The following is a 19,765-nucleotide window of genomic DNA, read 5'->3' as shown; positions in this document are numbered from 1 at the left end:
CCCGTGCGAGGCGCTGCCACCGCAGCCTTGGATTTGCAAGTCGCGGGCTGCATGCCTAGGTGGCGGTCAAATCCTTCCTCAGGAGTTATCAATGTCCGATCCCACCAGCCTCGTCATGACCCTCGAGTCCGGTGACGTCCGCATCAAGCTGCGTCCCGATCTCGCCCCCCTCCATGTCGAGCGCATCACCAGTCTCGCCAATGAGGGCTTTTACGACGGCGTCGTCTTCCACCGCGTGATCGACGGGTTCATGGCGCAGGGCGGCGATCCCACCGGCACCGGTACCAGCGGCTCGGACAAGCCCAATGTTCCTGCCGAGTTCAGCCGCGAGCCGCACCTTCGCGGAATCTGCTCGATGGCGCGCACGATGGATCCGAACAGCGCCAATTCGCAGTTCTTCATCTGCCTCGACGACGCGACCTTCCTCGACGGCCAGTACACCGTCTGGGGCGAAGTGACCGAGGGCATGGAGCATGTCGACGCGCTTCCCAAGGGCGAGCCGCCGCGCAATCCCGGCAAGATTGTCAAGATGCGCACCGAATAACCACCGCTAAAAGCCCCTCCTCTGAGGAGGAGGGGCCGGGGTGTAGGACCTTTCCCTGGCCCGACGCTGGGACGGCCTACAGGTCCTTCGCCGCCACCGATTCCACCAGCCAGTCATGGAAGATCTTGACCGGACGCTGCGACAGCGCGCGCGGACGGCACACGAACCAATAGCTGTAGTGGCTCTCCACCGTCAGGTCGAAGAGCTGGACGAGCCGCTCGTCGCGGGCCGCCTCGAAATGCGATTCGAGCATGAAGGCGACCCCCAGTCCTTGTGCCGCGGCCTCGAGCATCAGATTGCCCGAATCGAAATGGTCGATCGCGGCCGGCTCGAGGTCGGGAAAGCCCGCCGCCGCGCGCCATGCCGTGAAGGTCTCGGGCATGTCGCGATGGACCAAGGCGGTCAGCCGGCTGAGATCCAGCGGTTCCTTCACCGGATTCGGCCCCTCGATCAGCGCGCGCGCGCCGATCACATGCACCCGGTTGCGATCGAGCCGGCGCGCATAGAGACCAGGATCGATGTCGCGCGCGATCACGATCGCCGCGTCGAGCCCGTCGCCCAGCCGCGCCATGCCGTGCCCCGCGGTATCGACGTCGAGATGCAGCTCGGGATGGCGACGCTTCAGTTCGGGCAGCTTGGGCAGCAGCCGCTGCGTCGCGAACAGCGGCAGCACGCCCAGCCGCAGCCGCAGCAATTCGGTCCCGCTCGTCATCGCCTCGACCGCGTCGGTCATCGCGTCGAGCGCCGGCGCGATCAGGCCGAGCAGCCGCTCGCCATCATCGTTGAGCTTGAGCGCCTGGTGCCGCCGCTCGAACAGCGGCTTCGCGATGAAGCGTTCGAGCGATTGGACGCGCCGGCTGAGCGCGGGCGAAGAAAGTGCGAGCTCCTCGGCGGCGGCCTTGATCGAGCCGAGCCGGGCGACCTGGACGAAAGCCTCGATGGCGGTGAGGGGAGGAAGGCGGCGCATTCTCTCTCTTCTTTGTGCAGTGCGTCACAAAATTGGCAAGTGATTCCGACTTGGCAATGGTGTTCCTACTCTGTGGAGCGACTATCGTTCCGGTTAAGAACGATTGCAAGATGTGCAATCGGAGATAAATCTTTTCGCACTTGCACAATTTCGTACCGCACTGCACATATGTCCTGCCTTTCAGGCATCCTCTCCTAAAACTTTCCAAGGCCGCCCTACGGGGCGGCCCTTTTTTTTGCGTCCACCGTGCTTAGGTTCTCCGTTCCACGCCAACGGGAGAAAAGAATTGGCGGACGAAGAACCACAGGTGCGCAAGCTGCAAGTGGCCAATGCCCGGCCCGAGGACAGCGGACGCGGCCTGGCCCATATCCCGCGTTCGCTGATGGCCGCGCTCGGCATCACCGAAGGTGATGTGATCGAAATCGTCGGCAAGCGGACCACCCCCGCGCGCGCGGTGCTACCCTATTCGGAGGATGAGGGGCTCGAGCTGCTCCGCATCGACGGTCTTCAGCGCGCCAATGCCGGCGTTGGTTCGGGCGATTTCGTCGAGGTCCGCCGCGCCGAATCCAAACCCGCGACGCGCGTTGTCTTCGCCCCCGCACAGGAGAATCTGCGCCTCCAGGGTTCAGGCGAGGCGCTGAAGCGCACTTTCTTCCAGCGCCCGCTCACCGCCGGCGATACGATCGCCACGGTCGGCCACCAGCGCGCCGACGTGCCGCCCAATGTCGCCCAGTTCGTCCGCGCGCCGGCCTATGCGCTCCAGGAGATCCGTCTCGCGGTGATCTCCACCACGCCGCGCGGCATCGTCCATATCGACGAGAATACCGAGGTCGAGCTGCGCCCCGAATATACCGAGGCCGCCGAGACGCGCCGCGCCGACGTTACCTATGACGATATCGGCGGCATGGCCGGCACGATCGACCAGCTCCGCGAGATGGTCGAGCTGCCCTTGCGCTATCCCGAGCTGTTCCAGCGTCTCGGCGTCGATCCGCCCAAGGGCGTGCTGCTGCATGGCCCGCCCGGAACTGGCAAGACGCGGCTAGCCCGCGCGGTCGCCAACGAAAGCGACGCGACCTTCCATCTGATCAACGGGCCCGAGATCATGGGCTCCGCCTATGGCGAATCCGAATCGCGGCTGCGCCAGGTGTTCGAGGAAGCGGCCAAGACCGCGCCGTCGATCGTGTTCATCGATGAGATCGATTCGATCGCGCCCAAGCGCGGCCAGGTCTCGGGCGAGGCGGAGAAGCGTCTCGTCGCCCAATTGCTCACGCTGATGGACGGGCTGGAGGCGCGCGCCAACATCGTCGTCATCGCCGCCACCAATCGCCCCGAGGCGCTCGACGAGGCGCTGCGCCGTCCCGGCCGCTTCGATCGCGAGATCGTCGTCGGCGTGCCGGACGATCGCGGCCGCCGCGAGATCCTCGGCATCCATACGCGCGGCATGCCGCTTGCCGATAATGTCGACCTGAACGAGCTGGCGCGCACCACTTACGGGTTCGTCGGCGCCGATCTCGCGGCGCTCACCCGCGAGGCGGCGATCGAGGCGGTGCGGCGGCTGATGCCGCAGCTCAATCTCGAGGATCGCAGCATCCCGCCCGAGGTGCTCGACACGTTGTCGGTCACGCGTGAGGATTTTCTTGAGGCGATCAAGCGCGTCCAGCCTTCGGCGATGCGCGAGGTCATGGTCCAGGCGCCGCAGGTTCGCTGGGAGGATGTCGGCGGCCTCGACGATGCGCAGATGCGCCTCAAGGAAGGCGTCGAGCTTCCGCTCAAGGATCCCGACGCGTTCCGCCGCCTCGGCATCCGCCCGGCCAAGGGCTTCCTGCTCTATGGCCCGCCCGGCACCGGCAAGACCCTGCTGGCAAAAGCGGTCGCGCGTGAGGCCGAAGCGAATTTCATCGCCACCAAGTCGAGCGACCTGCTCTCCAAATGGTATGGCGAGTCCGAGCAGCAGATCGCCCGCCTCTTCGCCCGCGCCCGCCAGGTCGCGCCCTGCGTGATCTTCATCGACGAGCTCGACAGCCTGGTGCCGTCGCGCGGTGGCGGGATGGGCGAGCCTCAGGTCACCGAGCGCGTGGTCAACACGATCCTGTCCGAGATGGACGGGCTCGAGGAGCTGCAATCGGTGGTGGTGATCGGCGCGACCAACCGGCCCAACCTGATCGATCCGGCACTGCTCCGCCCAGGCCGGTTCGACGAGCTCGTCTATGTCGGTGTGCCCGACAATGCGGGCCGCGAGCGCATCCTGCGCATCCAGACCGCGAAGATGCCGCTCGCGAGCGACGTCGATCTCGCGGCGATCGCCGAGCGGACCGAGCGCTATACCGGCGCCGATCTGGAGGACGTCGTCCGCCGCGCCGGCCTGGTGGCGCTGCGCAGCTCGCTCGACACGCGCGAAGTCACCGCGGCGCATTTCGCCGAGGCGCTGAAGGATTCGCGCGCCACCGTCACCCCGGAGATGGAGGAGGAATATCAGGCCATGTCGGGGCGGCTGAAGCAGCAGGCATCGGCGATCCAGCCGATCGGCTTCATCGCGCCGGGGATGCTCCGCGGCCATGGCCCGAAGGGCGAAGATTGAGCCAGGCATAGACAAACAGGCAAGCGAGCCAGCTGGCGGCCGTGAGATAGGGTAGCGGCCGCCACAGCTCATACAGCCCCACCCCGATCGACGGCCCGAGCACGAACGCCGCGCCGTTGACCGAGGTGACCTTGCCCGCCACCGATCCCTGGTGGTGCGTATCGACCGCCAGCGACGAGCCCGCGGTGAAGCCCGGCCGCGCGAATCCCATGCCGAGCGCGGTCAGCGCATAGCCGAGCGCGATGCCGTAGAGCGAGGTCGCGCTACCCGTCGCCACGCAACCTGCCGCTCCCAGCGCCACGCCGATCAGCACCAGAGCGCGCGGCTTCAGGTCGAACAGCGGAATCAACCCCCATTGCACCATGAGCGAGGAAACCGCGCCCAGCATCAGCACCAGCCCCGTCGGCTGGAGCGCGTCGAGCGGGGTCACGTGCAGCCGGTCGATGATCAGGAAGCCGATCGCCTGCCCGGTCATCGCCTGAGCATGGCCGATCACCAGCCCGCAGATGATCCAGGCGCGGACGCGCGGATCGAAATAGCCGACCGGCTGGCTGGGGTCGGCGGTGGCGGCGGTAACGCTCGCCCCCGAACCCTGTCCGCCGATCGAGGGATAGGCGACCGCCGCGCCGTGCGACGCAGTTTCCTCGCGCGGCAGCAGCCGGGCGACTGCGATCCAGATCACCGCACCGATCGCGCTGCCGGCAAAGGCCGGCCCCGCCAGCCCGATCTGTGGCCCGCCCTGCCACAGGCTTCCCATCACCAGATAGGGTGCGATCGCCGGCCCCAGGATCGTACCGAGTCCGAAAGCGGAGGCGAGCAGGGTCAGCGCCTTGGTCCGCTCGTCGCGCGTGGTGCGCCCCGCGACCAGCGCCTGCACTGCCGGCGGTGCCGCCGATCCGAAGATGCCGTAGAGCATCCGGCCGGCGATGAAGGCGACGAAGGTGGTGATCGGCCCGAGCACGCCGTTGATGCCCAGCACCAGGAAAAGCCCGCACAGGAACAGCGAGGCGGTGAACCCCGCGACTCCGAGCAGCACCATCGCGCGCCGTCCATGCCGGTCGGATCGGTTGGCCCAGAACGGCGCGCAGATCACCCAGAGTAAGGCGGAGACCGAGAAGACCGCCGCGACCGCGCTGTCGGCGGCGCCCAGCGAGCGGCCGAGCGCGGGGAGCACCGATTGCAGCGCGGTATTGCCCGCCGCGATCGCGAGCATCACCGTGAAGAGAAGCGCGAAGGTCCCGTCGATGCCGCGGACCTTCATCCGCGTTCCCAGCTATAGCTGCGTCCGATCTCGGCGACGTGGAGCATGTACCAGTGGTACCAGCGTCCCCGCCCCATCTCGCGCGTCGCGGCGTGCTCGGGATGCCTGCGCCACGCGATCGCGCTCGCCTCGTCGGCCCAATAGCTGACCGTGATGCCGATCCGGTCCTCGCCCCGCGCATCGTCCACGCCGCGATAGCCGGGTTGCAGGGCGGCGAGCGCGTCCATCGCCGCCGCCGCTTCTGCATAGCCGGTATCGTCTTCGAACGTGCGCTCGGAGACGAAGATCACTGCGATCTGTCCGCTACGGTCCTCGGCCATGGCTTTCCGCTTAGGCATTTTGCCTGCGGACGCAAATCCGCAAGGCGCGGCCCATTGCGGAGCTTCGCCTCCAAGGGCATCGTCCGTGCCGAAGCGCGCGGGCCGCGCTGGGCAATTGCGGGGAACTAAATTGGACAATTCGACGCCCGCTCAGTTGCGCGCGCGTGTCGCGCTCGCCTTGGCGATCGCACTCGGCGCCCTGTGGATCGGCGCCGCCTTCGTTCCCGCGATCCTGTGGGCTGGCGTCGTCGCTATCGCCGTCGAGCCGCTGCGCCGGCGCCTGCTGGCCCGCTGGCCTGGCCACGAGACGCTCGTCGCCTGCCTGATCACGTCTGCCGTGCTGCTGATCGTCGTTGTACCGCTCGTGATCGCTCTGGCGCGCGCTGTGGTCGAGGCGCAGGGCGTCGCGCTCTGGCTGGCGGACGCGCGTGCCCATGGCGTGCCCGTGCCGGCCTGGGTAGCAAACCTGCCGATCGGGTCGGCCCAGATCACGGCCTGGTGGAATGCGCATCTCCTCACGGCTGCCGGCGCTTCGGAGCAGTTCGCGCGTATCGACACCGACCTGCTCCTCGCACAGTCCAGGACCCTTACGCACGACGTCATCAGGCGCGTCGTCGTCTTCGCGTTCACGATCGTCGTCCTGTTCTTCCTGATCCGTGACCGCGACACCGTCGTGCAGCAGCTCGAGCGCGGCGCGACCCGGGCGTTCGGCGATGCCGGTGGGCGCGTGGGGCGCCAGATCTTCGCCTCGGTGCGCGGCACGGTCGACGGGCTCGTGCTGCTCGGTCTCGCCCAGGGCATCATCATGGCGGTGATCTTCGCCTTTGCCGGCGTACCGCATCCGATCCTGACGGGCCTCTTGTCTGGCCTCGCCTCGATCATCCCGTTCGGCCTTGTCGCCGTACTGCTGGTGGCGCTCCTGCTGCTGGTGATCCAGGGCGCGGTGGTGGCGGCGATCATCGTCGGCGTGCTGGCCTTTGTGATCAACTTCGTGATCGACCATTTCCTGCGCCCGGGCTTGATTGGCGGCACGACGCGCCTGCCCTTTGTCTGGGTGCTGATCGGCATCGTCGGCGGGGTCGAGACGATCGGTCTGCTCGGCCTGTTCGTCGGGCCCGCCGTGATGGCGGCGCTCGTGCTGATCTGGCGCGAATGGGTCGACTCGGGCGATATCGGCACGACGACCGATGAAGCCTGAGTTCCCGGGAGCTTCGCCTGGCGGCATGACGTCATGATCACCGACTGGCATTTCTACGCGCTCGCCATTCCCGCGGTCATCCTGCTCGGCCTGTCCAAGGGCGGCTTTGCGGGGATGGGCGCGTTGTCATTGCCCTTGCTCGCCTTCGCGATCGATCCGGTGCGCGCCGCCGCGATCACGCTGCCGATCCTGATCACGCAGGACGTGGTAAGCGTGCTCGCGTTCCGCCGCACGGTCGACTGGCGGCTGATCGGCTGGATGCTGCCGGGATCGGTGATCGGCATCTGGCTCGGCTATGCCTTTGCCGCCAGCGTCTCGCCGGTCGCGGTGATGGCGGCGGTCGGCTTGATCTCGATCCTGTTCGGCGCGTACCGGCTCTGGGTCGATGCGCATGCTGTCCCGCGCGACGCGGCGCGATGGCCCGAATGGGTGGGATCTTTGTTCGGCATCGCCTCGGGCTTCACCAGCCAGATCGCGCATGCCGGCCAGCCACCCTTCCAGCTCTGGGTACTGCCGCGCAACCTGCCGCGCGACGTGCTGGTCGGCACCACCGCGATCTATTTCGCCGCGACCAACTGGCTGAAGGTGCCCGCTTATGTCGCGCTCGGCCAGTTCAGCCGGGCGAACCTGCTCACCTCCGCCGCGCTGCTGCCGCTCGCTTTGGTCTCGACCCTGGCCGGGGTCTGGCTGGTCCGCCGCGTCTCGCCAGAACGCTTCTACACCGCGATCTACTGGCTGATGATCCTGGTCGGCGCGGCGCTGGTCTGGGAGGCGCTGGCCTAGTCGAACAGGCTGGAGACCGAGCTTTCGTCCGCGATGCGGCGTACCGCCTCGGCGAGCAGCGGCGCAATCGTGAGGTGCCGGATCTTCTTGCTGTCGGCGATCACCGCGTGGTTGCCGATCGAATCGGTGATGACGAGCTCGGCCAGCGCCGATCCGTCGACCCGCGCCACCGCGCCGCCCGAAAGTACGCCATGCGTACAATAAGCGACCACGTCCTCGGCGCCCGCCGCCTTCAGCGCGGCGGCGGCGTTGCACAAGGTGCCCGCCGAATCGACGATGTCGTCGATCAGGATGCAGAAGCGCCCCTCGACCTGGCCGATGATGTTCATCACTTCCGATTCGCCCGGCCGCTCGCGGCGCTTGTCGACGATCGCCAGCGGGGCATTGTCGAGCCGCTTCGCCAGTGCACGGGCGCGGACCACGCCGCCCACGTCGGGCGAAACGACCATCCATTGCTTGTCCGGGAAGCGGGTATGGATGTCGGCCGACATCACCGGCGCGCCGTAGAGATTGTCGGTCGGGATATCGAAGAAGCCTTGGATCTGCCCGGCATGGAGATCGACCGAGAGCACGCGGTCGGCGCCGGCGACGGTGATCAAATTGGCGACCAGCTTGGCCGAGATCGGCGTGCGCGGGCCGGGCTTCCGGTCCTGGCGGGCATAGCCGAAATAGGGGAGCACCGCGGTGATCCTTTTGGCCGACGCGCGCTTGAGCGCGTCGATCATGATCAGCAGCTCCATGAGATTGTCGTTGGCCGGATAGCTGGTCGACTGGAGCACGAACACGTCCTCGCCGCGCACATTCTCGAGGATCTCGACGAAGATCTCCTCGTCGGCAAAGCGGCGCACATTCGCCTTGGTGAGCGAAATCTCGAGATAGTCCGCGATCGCCGAGGCGAGCGGCAGGTTCGAGTTGCCGGCCATCAATTTCATGTGCGTGATCTCCCGTCCGCCCGCCTCTTAGGCGTGGCCGTCCAGACAGGTAAAGGGGCATTGCCGCTTGCGCCCTTGCGGCCTAGGTCCCGGCCATGACGGTCACGACCCGCTTCGCCCCCAGCCCCACCGGCAGCCTCCATGTCGGCAATTTGCGGACCGCGCTCCACAATTGGCTGTTTGCGCGCCGGCATGGCGGGCGCTTCCTGCTGCGCATCGACGATACCGATCAGGCGCGATCGGAAGAGCGCCATGTCGATGCGATTCGAGCCGATCTCGCCTGGCTGGGCCTCGCGCCTGACGATGAGGAACGCCAGTCGGCGCGCTTCGATCGCTACGAGGCACGCTTCGCCGAATTGGTCGCCGCGGGCCGCGTCTATCCGGCGTACGAGACCGCCGAGGAACTCGATCTCAAGCGCAAGGTCCTGCTCGGCCGCGGTCTCCCGCCGGTCTATGGCCGCGCCGCCCTGACCCTCACCGACGCCGATCGCGCAAGGCTGGAAGCCGACGGCGTCCAGCCGCACTGGCGCTTCCGGCTCGATCATGACGCGGCAATCGAATGGGACGACCTCGTCCGCGGCCATCAACGCTTCGATCCCAGGACGATGAGCGACCCCGTCGTCCGCCGCGCCGACGGATCCTGGCTCTATCTGCTTCCCTCGGTGATCGATGATGTGGACATGGGGATCAGCCATGTCGTGCGCGGCGAGGATCATGTCTCCAACACCGCGTCCCAACTCCAGATGTTCGAGGCGCTGGGCGCGTCGCCGCCCGCCTTTGCGCATGAGGCGCTGCTGACCGGCAGCGAAGGCAAGCTCTCCAAGCGGCTCGGTTCGCTCGGCGTGGCGCATTTCCGCGAGATCGGCATCGAACCACAGGCGCTGATCGCATTGCTCGCCCGGCTCGGCACCAGCGATCCCGTCGAACCCTTTGCCGATCCCGCGCCCTTGATCCAAAGCTTCGACTTCGGCCGCTTCGGCCGCGCCCCGGCGCGCTTCGACGAGACCGAGCTGGCCCAGCTCAACGCCCGCATCCTCCACCAGCTCGATTTCGTGTCGGTTGCCACGCGCCTGCCCACCGGCATGGACGCCGCGGCATGGGACGCGATACGCCCCAACCTCTCCACCGTCGCCGAATCCGCCGACTGGTGGACCGTCGTTCAGGGCCCGGTCGATTCGCCCGCGCCCGCCGAAGAGGATCGTGCTTTCCTCGCCCGCGCCGCCGCGCTCGCCAGCGAGATCGATTGGTCGGCCGATCCCTGGCACGCGCTCACCGATGCGCTCAGGGCCGAGACCGAACGCAAGGGCCGGGCGCTGTTCCTGCCGTTGCGCCAGGCGCTCACCGGCCGCGATCACGGCCCCGACATGGCCGCGCTCTTGCCGCTGATCGGCAAGGATCGTGCGATCGCGCGCCTCTCCGCCGCCTGACCCGGAAACCATTTGCCATTAGCATGTAATGATGTATCATCACTAAGTCGGCGCTAAAGACCGGCAACAGGAGATGGAGTGCACAGCATGTACGCCAATCACAGGTACCAGCCTCCGCATTCGCGCGGCTTCAGCTTCGGCGCCGCACTCGCGATCAACGCCGCGATCATCGCCGGCCTGATCTATTCGGCGCCCAACATTATCGGCAAGGAGCCGATCAGGTTCATCATCAACGACTATAAGGATCCGCCGGTCCCGCCGCCGGTCGAGCAACCGAAGCCGCAGCCCAAGACCGTGAAGCGCGACGTGGCCCGCGAACCCCTGCCGACCGCGCCGAAGCCCGAGGTGTTGACCAAATCGGACAACACGTCTGCCACGACCGACGTCATCGATCCGCCGCAGCCGTTCCAGCCGAAGGTCATCGAAACCGGTCCGCCCACGACGGTCGAACCGCCCAAGGTGCTGCCGCCGTTGATGGGCGCCGAGCAGGACCCGCGCTACCTCAAGGACTTTCAGCCCGAATATCCCTCGTCCGAGTTGCGCGCCCAGCGCGACGGCCAGGTCCGCGTCCGCGTGCGGATCGGCGTCGATGGCCGGGTCAAGGAGGTTCAGCAGCTCGGCACCACCAGCACGGCATTCTTCGAGGTCACCAAGCGCCAGGCGCTCGGCAAGTGGCGCTTCAAGCCCGCCAGCCGCGGCGGCGTTCCGGAAGAGAGCTGGAAGGTCATGAACGTCCGCTTCGAGCTCGAAAACGCCCGCTGACGGGTGTTGGATGCGGGGGCTGGTCCCTGAGCCCTCGCATCCCTATCTTGCGCCCGAGATGACGTTCCTGAGATCCCTGTCCCCGCTCCGCGCGATTCGCGACCTGCGGTTCTTCCTTGCGCAGCGCAAACCGCATGAGCTCTGGTTCATGATGCTCTCGATGGCGATCACCTTCGCGGTGCTCTTCGTGTTCGTGAAGGATTCGCGCGTCGAGACGCCGTATGAGCGCAACATCATCTACGCCGAATCCTGGCCGCTCACGCGCACCGACGCGCAGATCAAGGCCCAGCAGAAGATCGACCAGGCCAAGAAGCACATCGCCGAGGAAGCGCTCGAAAAACGACGCAGGGCGAACCAGGCCGAGTTCAAGAAGGTCGACGATTGGCTGACCAATCACGGCTTTTGACCGACGCCCGCTGGATGGCGGCGGCGCTCGCGCTCTCTGAGCGCACCAAGGGGCGCACCGCGCCCAATCCCAATGTCGGCTGCTTGATCGTGCAGCCTGCCCCCGCGAAGGCGGGGGGCCGCGTCGTCGGGCGCGGATGGACCCAGCCTGGCGGCCGTCCGCATGCCGAGGCGATGGCGCTGGCCGAGGCCGGCGAAAAGTCGCGCGGCGCAACTGTCTATGTGACGCTCGAACCCTGCGCCCATGCCTCGCCACGCGGCCCCGCCTGCAGCAACCTGCTGGTCGAAGCCGGCGTCGCCCGGGCGGTGATCGCGCTCGGTGATCCCGATCCCCGCACCGATGGCCAGGGGATTGCGCGCCTCCGCGACGCCGGCATCGAAGTTTCACAGGGCATCGGCGAGAGCGCCGGACGCCGGGCGATGGCCGGATTCCTCACTCGCCGCGCCAAAGGCCGTCCCCAGGTCACGCTCAAGCTCGCCACCTCGCTCGACGGCCGCATCGCGCTCGCTTCGGGTGAAAGCCGCTGGATCACCGGACCCGAGGCCCGCGCCCATGCCCATCTCGAACGGTCGCACCACGAAGCGATCCTGGTCGGGCGGAGAACATACGAGGCCGACGCACCCAGCCTCGACGTCCGCCTCGCCGGTCTGGAAAGCCGCTCGCCGCGCCGCCTGCTGCTTTCGACGGGCGCGGCGCCTGAAGGCTGGGAAGCGATCGCCTCTCCCGAGCGGATCGCCGAACTAGAGGGAATCGATCATATTCTGGTCGAAGGCGGCGCCGAAACCGCCGCGGCCTTCCTCCGCGCGGACCTGGTCGATCGGCTCCTTCTCTACCGCGCGCCGATCCTGATCGGCGCCGGCAAGTCCGCGCTCGCCGATATCGGTCTCGCAGATCTCGCCGCGGCACATAATCGCTGGACCTTGTCAGACGCACGTATGCTTGGCAGCGACCGGATCGAGGTTTACGAGCGCGCCTCATGAGGAAAAGCGGGAACCGGTTTTCCGCCCGCATGAGGCGCTGTAGGGACTCCTGATGTTTACTGGAATCGTCTCCGATATCGGCACAATCGAAGCCGCCGAGCGCCAGGGCGACCTGCGCGTCCGCGTCTCCACCATCTATGAGACCGACGCGATCGATCTCGGCGCCTCGATTGCCTGTTCGGGAGTGTGCCTGACGGTGGTCGACAAGGGGCCGGGCTGGATGGCGTTCGACGTGTCGGGCGAGACGACCTCGCGCACCGCCGACGGGCAATGGACCGCCGGCCGCCGACTCAATCTCGAACGCGCGCTGCGCCTTGGCGATGAATTGGGCGGCCATATCGTCACCGGCCATGTCGACGGCATCGGCACGGTGAAGGACGTGCACGAGGAAGGCGGCTCGCACCGCGTGACGATCGCCGCGGGTTCCGAAATCGCGCCCTATGTCGCGCCCAAGGGCTCGATTACCGTCGACGGCGTCTCGCTGACCGTCAACGACGTGCGTGACACCGAAGACGGCGTCGAATTCATGCTCAACATCATCCCGCACACCGCGGCTGTCACCACCTTCGGCGATCTGAAGCCCGGCCAGGCGGTCAATCTCGAGATCGACGTGCTCGCACGCTATCTCCAGCGTATGGAGGCGCTTCGTGCCAAGTCCTGAACTGGCGCGCCTGCGCCACGGCTTCCTCTCGACTCCCGAGGAACTGATCGACGAGGCCCGCAACGGCCGGATGTTCATTCTGGTTGATGACGAGGATCGCGAGAATGAAGGCGATCTGGTCATCCCCGCCCAGATGGCGACGCCCGATGCGATCAACTTCATGGCGAAATATGGCCGCGGCCTGATCTGCCTGGCGATGACCAAGGAGCGCGTCGACGCGCTCGGCCTCGAACTGATGAGCCGTGCCAACGGCACGCGCCACGAAACCGCGTTCACCGTCTCGATCGAGGCGCGTGAAGGCGTCACCACCGGCATTTCGGCGGCGGACCGCGCGCGTACTATCTCGGTCGCGATCGATGCGTCGAAGTCCAAGGAAGACATCGTCACGCCCGGCCATGTCTTCCCGCTGGTCGCGCGCGATGGCGGCGTGCTGGTGCGTACCGGCCATACTGAGGCGGCGGTGGACGTCGCGCGGCTCGCGGGCCTCAATCCCTCCGGCGTGATCTGCGAGATCATGAAGGATGACGGGACGATGGCGCGGATGGACGATCTCGTCCCCTTCGCCCAGTTCCACAATCTCAAGATCGGCACGATCCGCGATCTGATCGCCTATCGCCGCCGCCACGACCATCTCGTCGAGAAGCGCGCCGAAGCCCGCTTCATCAGCGAATATGGCGGCGAGTGGGCCGCGGTAACCTTCTGGAACAAGGCGACCGCGAGCGAGCAGGTCGCTTTGGTCAAGGGCAAGGTCGATCCCACCAAGCCGATATTGGTCCGCATGCACGCGCTTTCGCCGTTCGGAGACATATTCGGCGAGGAGGGCGCGCGCGGCGGGCTGCTGCGCCGCTCGATGGAGATCATCGGCCAGGAAGGCGCCGGCATCGTCGTCGTGATCAACAAGCCGCGCCCGGACCAATTCACGCTCGCGCTCCAGGCCAAAGCGGGCACGATCGCTCCCAAGGACATGGACGAGCTGCGCGATTACGGCGTCGGCGCGTCGATCCTCACCGAGCTCGGCGTGCAGGACATGGTCCTGCTCACCAACACCCACCACACCCTCATCGGTCTCGACGGCTATGGCCTGTCGATCGTCGGCGAGCGGCCGATCGATATGGATAGCTAATGGCCAGGATTCTCATCGTCGAAGCGCGGTTCTACTCGCATCTGAACGATCTGCTGCTCGCCGGAGCGCGCGCCGCGATCGAGGAAGCGGGGCACAGCCACGAAACGATCACCGTCCCCGGCGCACTCGAGATTCCCGGTGCGGTTTCGATGGCGGCGGAGAGCGGCCGCTATGACGGCTTCGTTGCGCTGGGCGTGGTGATCCGCGGCGAGACCTATCATTTCGAGATCGTCGCGGGCGAAAGCGCGCGCGGGCTGATGGCGCTGTCGATGGACGGCGTATGCGTGGGCAACGGCATTCTCACAGTCGAGAACGAAGCCCAGGCGCTGACGCGTGCCAAGCCTGACGAGAAGGACAAGGGCGGCGAAGCGGCCAAGGCGGCGCTGGCGATGCTGGCGCTCAAGAGCCGCTTCGGCTGACGCATATGCAGATGAAGCCGCCGCCCACCCGCTATCGCGTCGTGGAAAAGGGCCGGCGGCTCGTGGTGATCGATACGCTGACCGGCGCGCCGGTGCACGAACATCCCGCCAGCGGCGCTCCGGCGCAACCGCCGGTCCAGCGCAGTCCCGCCGGGGTGGATGATGGCTCGGTCTTCACCACCCAGCCCTGGTTCGACGAAAAGGCGCCGCGCACCGTGCGGCTGAACCATGCGTCGCGGCAGCAGATCAAGAATCTCCGCTTCGCGGTCGCCATCGTCGTCGCGGTCTGCGTCGCGCTCAGCTTCCTGCTCTGGCCGTTCTTCCCGATCCTGCTGTTCGTGCTGCTTGTGCAGCCCAAGCTGCACAAGCAGGCGCGCGCCGGCGTTACCAGGTGGGTCGACGGCTTCGATCAGGCGGCTTGAGCCTCGTCCCAGTTCGGATAATCGGTATAGCCCTCGGCCCCGCCGATATAAAACAGGTCCTCGCGCTGCGGGTTGAGCGGCAGCTTCTCGGCGATCCGTCGCGGCAGGTCCGGATTGGCGAGGAAGGGTCGGCCGAACGCGATCGCATCGGCCTCGCCCGCGTCCAGCGTCGCCTGGGCGTCGTCGCCATGATAATCGGCGTTGAGTGCCAGCGGACCCTTGAACACTTTGCGCATCACCGGATGCACCGGCGGATGATCGGGCCTGCCGCGCGTCCCGTCGGGCCGCGGCTCGCGCATCTCGAGAAAGGCGATGCCGATATCGTCCAGCGCTCCGGCCGCCGCCTCGAACAGTGGCGCCGGGTTGCTGTCGTTGACGCCCTGCACCTCGCCATTGGGCGACAGGCGCACGCCGGTGCGGTCGGCGCCGATCGTGTCGGTCACGCGCTGGGTCACTTCGCGCAGCAGCCGGATACGGTTCTCGATCGACCCGCCATATTGATCGTCGCGGAAGTTCGAATTGTCGCGCAGGAACTGGTCGATCAGATAGCCATTGGCGGCGCGAATCTGCACCCCGTCAAAGCCCGCGCGGATCGCGTTGGTCGCGGCGTTCGCATAATCGTCGAGGATGCCGGGAATCTCGTCGGTGCGCAGCGGCCGCGCTGGGCCATAAGGCCGCTTGGTCTCGCCCGCATGCTCGCCGGCATAGGTGCGCGTCCCGCCCGGCGCGGTGGTCGCGGAGGCCGAGACGGGCGGTTCGCCGTCGAGGAAATCTGGATGGACCAGCCGGCCCATATGCCAGAGCTGCGCGACGATCCGGCCGCCGGCATCGTGCACCGCCTGCACCACCGGCTTCCACGCCTCGGTCTGCTCGTCGGTCCACAGCCCCGGCGCATAGGCCCAGCCCAGCCCCTGGCGGCTGATGCCGGTCGCTTCGGAGATGATCAGCCCCGCGCCGGCGCGCTGGGCGTAGTAATCGGCCATGATCGGCGTCGGCACATGCTCGCGGGTCGCGCGGCCGCGGGTGAGCGGCGACATGAAGATCCGGTTCGGCGCGTGGATCGCGCCCAGCTGGATCGGATCGAACAGGCTCGGCATATCGGGATAAACCCCTTCTGTTGTGACGCAGCGAAAATAGGGCGCTACAGGGCGCCATGCACGATTCAGGGTCCCCAAGAAAAACTCTCACGAGCGAAACCGCGCATATGTTGCCGTTGGCGGCTTTGCTCTGCGGCAACATCGCGCTCGCCTTCGGCCCCTGGTTCGTGCGGCTCGCCGATGTCGGGCCGGTCGCGGCGGGATTCTGGCGGATCGCGCTCGCCGCGCCGCTGCTGGTCATCCTCGCCTTTGCGACCTCGCGGCGGCCCTTCGCCAGCGCGCGCGGCCTGTGGCTGCTGATCGCGTTCGGCGGTATCGCCTTCGCCGCCGATCTGGCGAGCTGGCATCTTGGCATCCTGCGCACCACGCTCGCCAACGCCACCTTGTTCGGCAATTCGGCGACCTTGATGTTCCCGATCTACGGCTTCCTCGTCGCGCGCGCCTGGCCGACGCGCTCGCAGGGCTTCGCACTGCTGCTCGCCGCGGCCGGCGCCGCTTTGCTGCTCGGCCGCTCCTACGAGATGTCGCCCAAGCATCTTGCCGGCGACCTGCTCTGTCTGATCGCGGGCACGCTCTACACCGTCTATTTCATCCTGATGGCGCGCGTCCGCTCGGCGATGGCGCCGATTCCCGCGCTCGCTCTGTCGACGCTCGCCAGTGCGCTCCCGCTGCTCGTTGCGGCCTGGGTGCTGAACGAGACGATCTGGCCCGAGAAATGGGGTGTGCTCATCGGGCTCGCGCTGGCCAGCCAGGTGCTGGGGCAGGGCCTGATGATCTATGCGATCGGCCATCTCTCGCCGCTCGTTGTCGGCATTGCGCTGCTCACCCAGCCGATCGTCGCTGGAACCGTGGGCTGGTTCGCCTATGGCGAGCGCCTCGGCGTGCCCGATTTCATCGGTGCGGCCCTGGTCGCGGCGGCGCTGGTGCTGGTCCGCGCCGGCGGACCGCGGGTTGCTTCGCCGGCTCAGGAGCCTAAATCGGCGTAATGGACCTGGCCGACGCGACTCTCGACGAACTCCGCTCCGCTTTGGCGCCCGCTTTGGCTGCCAATGCCGCATTCGACGGCTGGAACGCGCGTGCAGTCGATGCCGCCGCCGATGCGGCGGGCGTTGACCGCGACGTCGCGCATCTCGCCTTCTCGGACGGCCCGGTCTCGATGATCGATGCCTGGTTCGCCACGATCGACGCCGCGATGCTGGCGCGTTTCACGCCCGAGCAGCTCGCCGCGATGAAGATTCGCCAGAGGATCACCGCACTGGTCGAGGCGCGCCTCGATCTGGTCGCCCCGCACCGCGACGCGCTCGGCCGCGCGCTCGCGATCCTCGCCATGCCCCAGAATGCGGCCAGGGGTGCCCGGCTCGGCTGGCGCGCGGCCGATTCGATGTGGCGCGCCGCGGGTGACACCGCGACCGACTATAACCATTATACCAAGCGCGCGATCCTGGCGGGCGTCTATGGTGCGACGGTCACCGTCTTCCTGGGTGACGAGAGCGAAGGCCATGCCGATACCCGCGCCTTTCTGGGCCGCCGGATCGAGGGCATCATGCGCTTCGAGAAGGCCAAGGCGCAGTTCATCGCCCGCACCGAGCATCGCCCCAGCCTGTCGCGATTCATCGGCCGGCTGCGCTATCCGGTCGCCTGACTGCTATAAGGCTAGGGTAAGCCACCACTAGCGCGGTCCCGATGTTATTGATAATGAATCGCAGCATGAATGCCCCCGCTGCGATTCCCGTGCCTGTTCGACTCGCACATCTACCGCGCCAACGCCCCGGAACGGTCTCGGCCGTCGATTGGGACGCGCTCGCAAAGCCCGAGGCGCGGCGCCTGCGCGAGCTCGGGTTGGACGAGGGAGTCGAGGTCGAATTGCTGCATCGCTCGAGCTTTTTCGGCGGCGGACCGATCGCCTGCCGCATTGGTCGCATGACCGTGGCGCTGCGCCGCCATGTCGCCGCCGCGATCCACGTCACTCCGGCCGCCTGAGATGAACCCCGCCCCGCTGGTTGCGCTGGTCGGCAACCCCAATGCCGGCAAGAGCGCGCTGTTCAACGCGCTGACCGGTGCCCGTCAGAAGGTCGGCAATTATCCCGGCGTCACTGTCGAGCGCCACGCCGGCCGAATGGCCCTGCCCGATGGCCGCCCGGTCGAGCTGCTCGACCTGCCCGGCGCCTACAGCCTCGATCCGTCGAGCCCCGACGAGGCGGTCACCCGCGACGTGCTGTTCGGCAAGCAGGAGGGTGAGCGGCTGCCCGACGCGATCATCACCGTGATCGACGCGTCGAACCTCGACAATCACCTGCGCTTCACGCTTCAGTTGATCGCGCTTGGCCTGCCGATCGTCGTCGCGCTCAACATGGTCGATCTCGCCGAGCGCGACGGGTTGACGCTCGATGCCGATGCGCTCGAGCGCGAGCTCGGCGTCCCCGTGGTGCCTACCGTCGCCGTACGCCGTCGCGGTCTCGACGACCTCAAGGTCCGGCTCGCCGAAGTGGTGAAGGGTGTCCACAAGATCCGCCCCAGCGCCGGCGTTCAGCACGATATCGTCGTGCTGCAGCGCCGCGCCCGCCAGATCGCCACCGCGGTCACGGTGTCGGAGACCGCCGCGCGCCGCTGGACCCACCGTCTCGATGCGATCGCGCTTCATCCGGTCTCCGGCCCGATCATCCTGCTCGGGCTGATGTTCCTGATGTTCCAGGCGGTGTTCGCCTGGTCCGAAACCCCGATCGGCTGGATCGAGGCGGGCATGGCAATGCTGTCCGATGCGGTGGGCGGCTTGTTGCCCGCCGGCTTCCTCCGGTCGCTGATCCTGGACGGCGTTATCGCCGGCGTCGGCGCGGTGGTGGTGTTCCTGCCGCAGATCCTGATCCTGTTCGCCTTCATCCTCGTGCTCGAGGCGACAGGCTATATGGTCCGCGCCGCCTTCCTGATGGACCGGGTGATGGCGAGCGTCGGCCTGTCGGGCCGCGCCTTCATTCCCTTGCTTTCCAGCTTCGCCTGCGCGGTTCCCGGCATCATGGCGACCCGCACTATCGCGGACGAGAAGGACCGGCTGACGACGATCCTGATCGCCCCACTGATGACCTGCTCGGCGCGGCTGCCGGTCTACACGATCATCATCGGCGCGCTGATTCCCGATCGAAACATCCTGCCCGGCATCGGTCTGCAGGGCTTCGTGCTCTTCTGCCTCTACATCTTCGGCATCGTCGGCGCGTTCGGCGCGGCGCTCGTGCTCCGCCACACCGTGACGAAGGGCGCGACCTCGGGCTTCATGATGGAAATGCCCAAATACCAGCTGCCGCGCTTGCGCGACGTGGTGCTTGGGCTGTGGCAACGCGCGGAAATCTTCCTCAAGCGCGCCGGCACGATCATCCTGTTCACCACCGTGGTGCTCTGGGCGCTGCTCAGCTTCCCCAAGCCGCCCGAGGGGAGCAACATCTCCAAGGTCGATTATTCGATCGCCGGGCGGATCGGCAACGGCCTCCAGGTGCTGGTCGCGCCGATCGGCTTCAACCGCGACATCGCGCTTGCGCTGATCCCGGCAATGGCGGCGCGTGAGGTTGCGGTCGCGGCGATCGGTACCGTCTACGCTGTCGATGATCCCGAAGGAGACGCCGGTAAGGCGACGATCCGCCAGAATCTACAGGCGCACTGGTCCCTGCCGACCGCGCTTGCCTTCCTGATGTGGTTCGTCTTCGCGCCGCAATGCATCTCGACGATCGCCGTCACGCGGCGCGAGACCAATGGCTGGAAATGGCCCGCCTTCATGGTCGGCTATCTGTTCGCGCTCGCTTATGCCGCGGCGGGGATCACCTATTGGAGCGCGGTGGGGCTGGGGCTGTAGGGCCGGCCAGGCCTTGCAATGTAGGATTTCGGAGCCGATCCGGGGGC

At 67.1% G+C, this 19,765-nt stretch carries 21 protein-coding genes; 16 read left to right on the top strand and 5 right to left on the bottom strand.

What is annotated here, in order from left to right:
- Nucleotides 1-91: 91 nt before the first annotated feature.
- Nucleotides 92-544 carry a peptidylprolyl isomerase gene (locus tag IAG41_RS19340; protein ID WP_187730307.1) on the top strand — a complete coding sequence of 151 codons (453 nt, stop codon included), beginning with the start codon at nt 92-94 and terminating at the stop codon, nt 542-544.
- Between the two features lie 76 nt (nt 545-620).
- Here IAG41_RS19340 and IAG41_RS19335 read toward each other — a convergent pair whose 3' ends face one another.
- Nucleotides 621-1,511, bottom strand: a complete 891-nt coding sequence (locus IAG41_RS19335) for a LysR substrate-binding domain-containing protein (RefSeq protein ID WP_187730306.1) — start codon at nt 1,509-1,511, stop codon at nt 621-623.
- A 286-nt stretch (nt 1,512-1,797) separates the two neighbouring features.
- Here IAG41_RS19335 and IAG41_RS19330 point away from each other — a divergent pair, with 286 nt between their 5' ends.
- On the top strand, nt 1,798-4,089 hold the full coding sequence (locus IAG41_RS19330) for a CDC48 family AAA ATPase (RefSeq protein ID WP_187730305.1): 2,292 nt from the start codon (nt 1,798-1,800) through the stop codon (nt 4,087-4,089).
- Here the strand turns inward: IAG41_RS19330 and IAG41_RS19325 are convergent.
- Together IAG41_RS19325 and IAG41_RS19320 are read right to left on the bottom strand one after the other, a co-directional pair.
- Nucleotides 4,040-5,350, bottom strand: coding sequence for an MFS transporter (locus IAG41_RS19325; RefSeq protein ID WP_187730304.1), 1,311 nt, complete (start codon nt 5,348-5,350; stop codon nt 4,040-4,042). The genes IAG41_RS19330 and IAG41_RS19325 overlap by 50 nt on opposite strands.
- A complete protein-coding gene (locus IAG41_RS19320; RefSeq protein WP_187730303.1) occupies nt 5,347-5,670 on the bottom strand; it encodes an antibiotic biosynthesis monooxygenase family protein in 324 nt (107 codons plus the stop codon). Before IAG41_RS19320 ends, IAG41_RS19325 begins: the two co-directional genes overlap by 4 nt.
- A gap of 130 nt (nt 5,671-5,800) precedes the next feature.
- Between IAG41_RS19320 and IAG41_RS19315 the strand changes: the two genes are divergently transcribed.
- Together IAG41_RS19315 and IAG41_RS19310 are read left to right on the top strand one after the other, a co-directional pair.
- Nucleotides 5,801-6,868 (top strand): AI-2E family transporter, encoded by a 1,068-nt coding sequence (locus tag IAG41_RS19315; RefSeq protein ID WP_187730302.1) that lies wholly within the window; start codon nt 5,801-5,803, stop codon nt 6,866-6,868.
- Nucleotides 6,869-6,901: 33 nt separating this feature from the next.
- Nucleotides 6,902-7,651, top strand: a complete 750-nt coding sequence (locus tag IAG41_RS19310; protein ID WP_187730301.1) for a sulfite exporter TauE/SafE family protein — start codon at nt 6,902-6,904, stop codon at nt 7,649-7,651.
- On the opposite strand, the gene IAG41_RS19305 is transcribed toward IAG41_RS19310, so the two are convergent.
- The gene (locus IAG41_RS19305) at nt 7,648-8,583 is read right to left on the bottom strand and encodes a ribose-phosphate pyrophosphokinase (RefSeq protein ID WP_187730300.1); all 936 of its coding nucleotides are present in this window, start codon (nt 8,581-8,583) and stop codon (nt 7,648-7,650) included. The two genes, IAG41_RS19310 and IAG41_RS19305, sit on opposite strands and share 4 nt — an antisense overlap.
- Before the next feature lie 95 nt (nt 8,584-8,678).
- Between IAG41_RS19305 and gltX the strand changes: the two genes are divergently transcribed.
- The 8 genes from gltX (at nt 8,679) to IAG41_RS19265 (ending at nt 14,783) form a co-directional block, all read left to right on the top strand.
- Nucleotides 8,679-10,010 carry a glutamate--tRNA ligase gene (gene gltX / locus IAG41_RS19300; protein ID WP_187730299.1) on the top strand — a complete coding sequence of 444 codons (1,332 nt, stop codon included), beginning with the start codon at nt 8,679-8,681 and terminating at the stop codon, nt 10,008-10,010.
- An 87-nt stretch (nt 10,011-10,097) separates the two neighbouring features.
- The gene (locus IAG41_RS19295; RefSeq protein WP_187730298.1) at nt 10,098-10,772 is read left to right on the top strand and encodes an energy transducer TonB; all 675 of its coding nucleotides are present in this window, start codon (nt 10,098-10,100) and stop codon (nt 10,770-10,772) included.
- Between the two features lie 10 nt (nt 10,773-10,782).
- A complete protein-coding gene (locus IAG41_RS19290; RefSeq protein WP_262408774.1) occupies nt 10,783-11,178 on the top strand; it encodes a hypothetical protein in 396 nt (131 codons plus the stop codon).
- Between the two features lie 14 nt (nt 11,179-11,192).
- Nucleotides 11,193-12,158 (top strand): bifunctional diaminohydroxyphosphoribosylaminopyrimidine deaminase/5-amino-6-(5-phosphoribosylamino)uracil reductase RibD, encoded by a 966-nt coding sequence (gene ribD, locus IAG41_RS19285; RefSeq protein WP_187730509.1) that lies wholly within the window; start codon nt 11,193-11,195, stop codon nt 12,156-12,158.
- Nucleotides 12,159-12,210: 52 nt separating this feature from the next.
- Complete coding sequence (locus IAG41_RS19280) at nt 12,211-12,819, top strand: riboflavin synthase (RefSeq protein ID WP_187730297.1); 609 nt, start codon at nt 12,211-12,213, stop codon at nt 12,817-12,819.
- Nucleotides 12,806-13,942: a 3,4-dihydroxy-2-butanone-4-phosphate synthase gene (gene ribB / locus IAG41_RS19275; RefSeq protein ID WP_187730296.1), complete on the top strand. Its 1,137-nt coding sequence runs from the start codon at nt 12,806-12,808 to the stop codon at nt 13,940-13,942. Before IAG41_RS19280 ends, ribB begins: the two co-directional genes overlap by 14 nt.
- A complete protein-coding gene (gene ribH, locus IAG41_RS19270; RefSeq protein WP_187730295.1) occupies nt 13,942-14,361 on the top strand; it encodes a 6,7-dimethyl-8-ribityllumazine synthase in 420 nt (139 codons plus the stop codon). Before ribB ends, ribH begins: the two co-directional genes overlap by 1 nt.
- Before the next feature lie 11 nt (nt 14,362-14,372).
- The gene (locus IAG41_RS19265; RefSeq protein WP_187730294.1) at nt 14,373-14,783 is read left to right on the top strand and encodes a hypothetical protein; all 411 of its coding nucleotides are present in this window, start codon (nt 14,373-14,375) and stop codon (nt 14,781-14,783) included.
- On the opposite strand, the gene IAG41_RS19260 is transcribed toward IAG41_RS19265, so the two are convergent.
- Nucleotides 14,771-15,880 (bottom strand): alkene reductase, encoded by a 1,110-nt coding sequence (locus tag IAG41_RS19260; RefSeq protein ID WP_187730293.1) that lies wholly within the window; start codon nt 15,878-15,880, stop codon nt 14,771-14,773. The two genes, IAG41_RS19265 and IAG41_RS19260, sit on opposite strands and share 13 nt — an antisense overlap.
- A gap of 56 nt (nt 15,881-15,936) precedes the next feature.
- Between IAG41_RS19260 and IAG41_RS19255 the strand changes: the two genes are divergently transcribed.
- From IAG41_RS19255 to IAG41_RS19240, 4 genes are all read left to right on the top strand, one after another.
- Complete coding sequence (locus IAG41_RS19255) at nt 15,937-16,866, top strand: DMT family transporter (RefSeq protein WP_187730292.1); 930 nt, start codon at nt 15,937-15,939, stop codon at nt 16,864-16,866.
- The gene (locus IAG41_RS19250) at nt 16,866-17,522 is read left to right on the top strand and encodes a COQ9 family protein (RefSeq protein WP_187730291.1); all 657 of its coding nucleotides are present in this window, start codon (nt 16,866-16,868) and stop codon (nt 17,520-17,522) included. Before IAG41_RS19255 ends, IAG41_RS19250 begins: the two co-directional genes overlap by 1 nt.
- Nucleotides 17,523-17,587: 65 nt before the next feature.
- Nucleotides 17,588-17,860: a ferrous iron transport protein A gene (locus IAG41_RS19245; RefSeq protein ID WP_187730290.1), complete on the top strand. Its 273-nt coding sequence runs from the start codon at nt 17,588-17,590 to the stop codon at nt 17,858-17,860.
- Nucleotide 17,861: 1 nt separating this feature from the next.
- Nucleotides 17,862-19,718: a ferrous iron transporter B gene (locus IAG41_RS19240; RefSeq protein WP_187730289.1), complete on the top strand. Its 1,857-nt coding sequence runs from the start codon at nt 17,862-17,864 to the stop codon at nt 19,716-19,718.
- The last annotated feature ends 47 nt before the right edge of the window (nt 19,719-19,765 follow it).

Origin of the sequence: Sphingomonas sp. JC676, assembly GCF_014489075.1 — a bacterium.
In the GTDB taxonomy this organism is placed as follows: Bacteria; Pseudomonadota; Alphaproteobacteria; order Sphingomonadales; family Sphingomonadaceae; genus Sphingomonas.
This window is presented reverse-complemented; position numbering and strand designations above follow the sequence as displayed.

Coding starts and splice junctions, on each gene's coding strand:
- IAG41_RS19340 (WP_187730307.1), top strand. CDS start 92: ATGTCCGATCCCACCAGCCTCGTCATGACCCTCGAGTCCGGTGACGTC.
- IAG41_RS19335 (WP_187730306.1), bottom strand. CDS start 1,511: ATGCGCCGCCTTCCTCCCCTCACCGCCATCGAGGCTTTCGTCCAGGTC.
- IAG41_RS19325 (WP_187730304.1), bottom strand. CDS start 5,350: ATGAAGGTCCGCGGCATCGACGGGACCTTCGCGCTTCTCTTCACGGTG.
- IAG41_RS19320 (WP_187730303.1), bottom strand. CDS start 5,670: ATGGCCGAGGACCGTAGCGGACAGATCGCAGTGATCTTCGTCTCCGAG.
- IAG41_RS19310 (WP_187730301.1), top strand. CDS start 6,902: ATGATCACCGACTGGCATTTCTACGCGCTCGCCATTCCCGCGGTCATC.
- IAG41_RS19305 (WP_187730300.1), bottom strand. CDS start 8,583: ATGAAATTGATGGCCGGCAACTCGAACCTGCCGCTCGCCTCGGCGATC.
- gltX (WP_187730299.1), top strand. CDS start 8,679: ATGACGGTCACGACCCGCTTCGCCCCCAGCCCCACCGGCAGCCTCCAT.
- IAG41_RS19295 (WP_187730298.1), top strand. CDS start 10,098: ATGTACGCCAATCACAGGTACCAGCCTCCGCATTCGCGCGGCTTCAGC.
- IAG41_RS19290 (WP_262408774.1), top strand. CDS start 10,783: ATGCGGGGGCTGGTCCCTGAGCCCTCGCATCCCTATCTTGCGCCCGAG.
- ribD (WP_187730509.1), top strand. CDS start 11,193: ATGGCGGCGGCGCTCGCGCTCTCTGAGCGCACCAAGGGGCGCACCGCG.
- IAG41_RS19280 (WP_187730297.1), top strand. CDS start 12,211: ATGTTTACTGGAATCGTCTCCGATATCGGCACAATCGAAGCCGCCGAG.
- ribH (WP_187730295.1), top strand. CDS start 13,942: ATGGCCAGGATTCTCATCGTCGAAGCGCGGTTCTACTCGCATCTGAAC.
- IAG41_RS19265 (WP_187730294.1), top strand. CDS start 14,373: ATGAAGCCGCCGCCCACCCGCTATCGCGTCGTGGAAAAGGGCCGGCGG.
- IAG41_RS19260 (WP_187730293.1), bottom strand. CDS start 15,880: ATGCCGAGCCTGTTCGATCCGATCCAGCTGGGCGCGATCCACGCGCCG.
- IAG41_RS19255 (WP_187730292.1), top strand. CDS start 15,937: ATGCACGATTCAGGGTCCCCAAGAAAAACTCTCACGAGCGAAACCGCG.
- IAG41_RS19250 (WP_187730291.1), top strand. CDS start 16,866: ATGGACCTGGCCGACGCGACTCTCGACGAACTCCGCTCCGCTTTGGCG.
- IAG41_RS19245 (WP_187730290.1), top strand. CDS start 17,588: ATGAATGCCCCCGCTGCGATTCCCGTGCCTGTTCGACTCGCACATCTA.
- IAG41_RS19240 (WP_187730289.1), top strand. CDS start 17,862: ATGAACCCCGCCCCGCTGGTTGCGCTGGTCGGCAACCCCAATGCCGGC.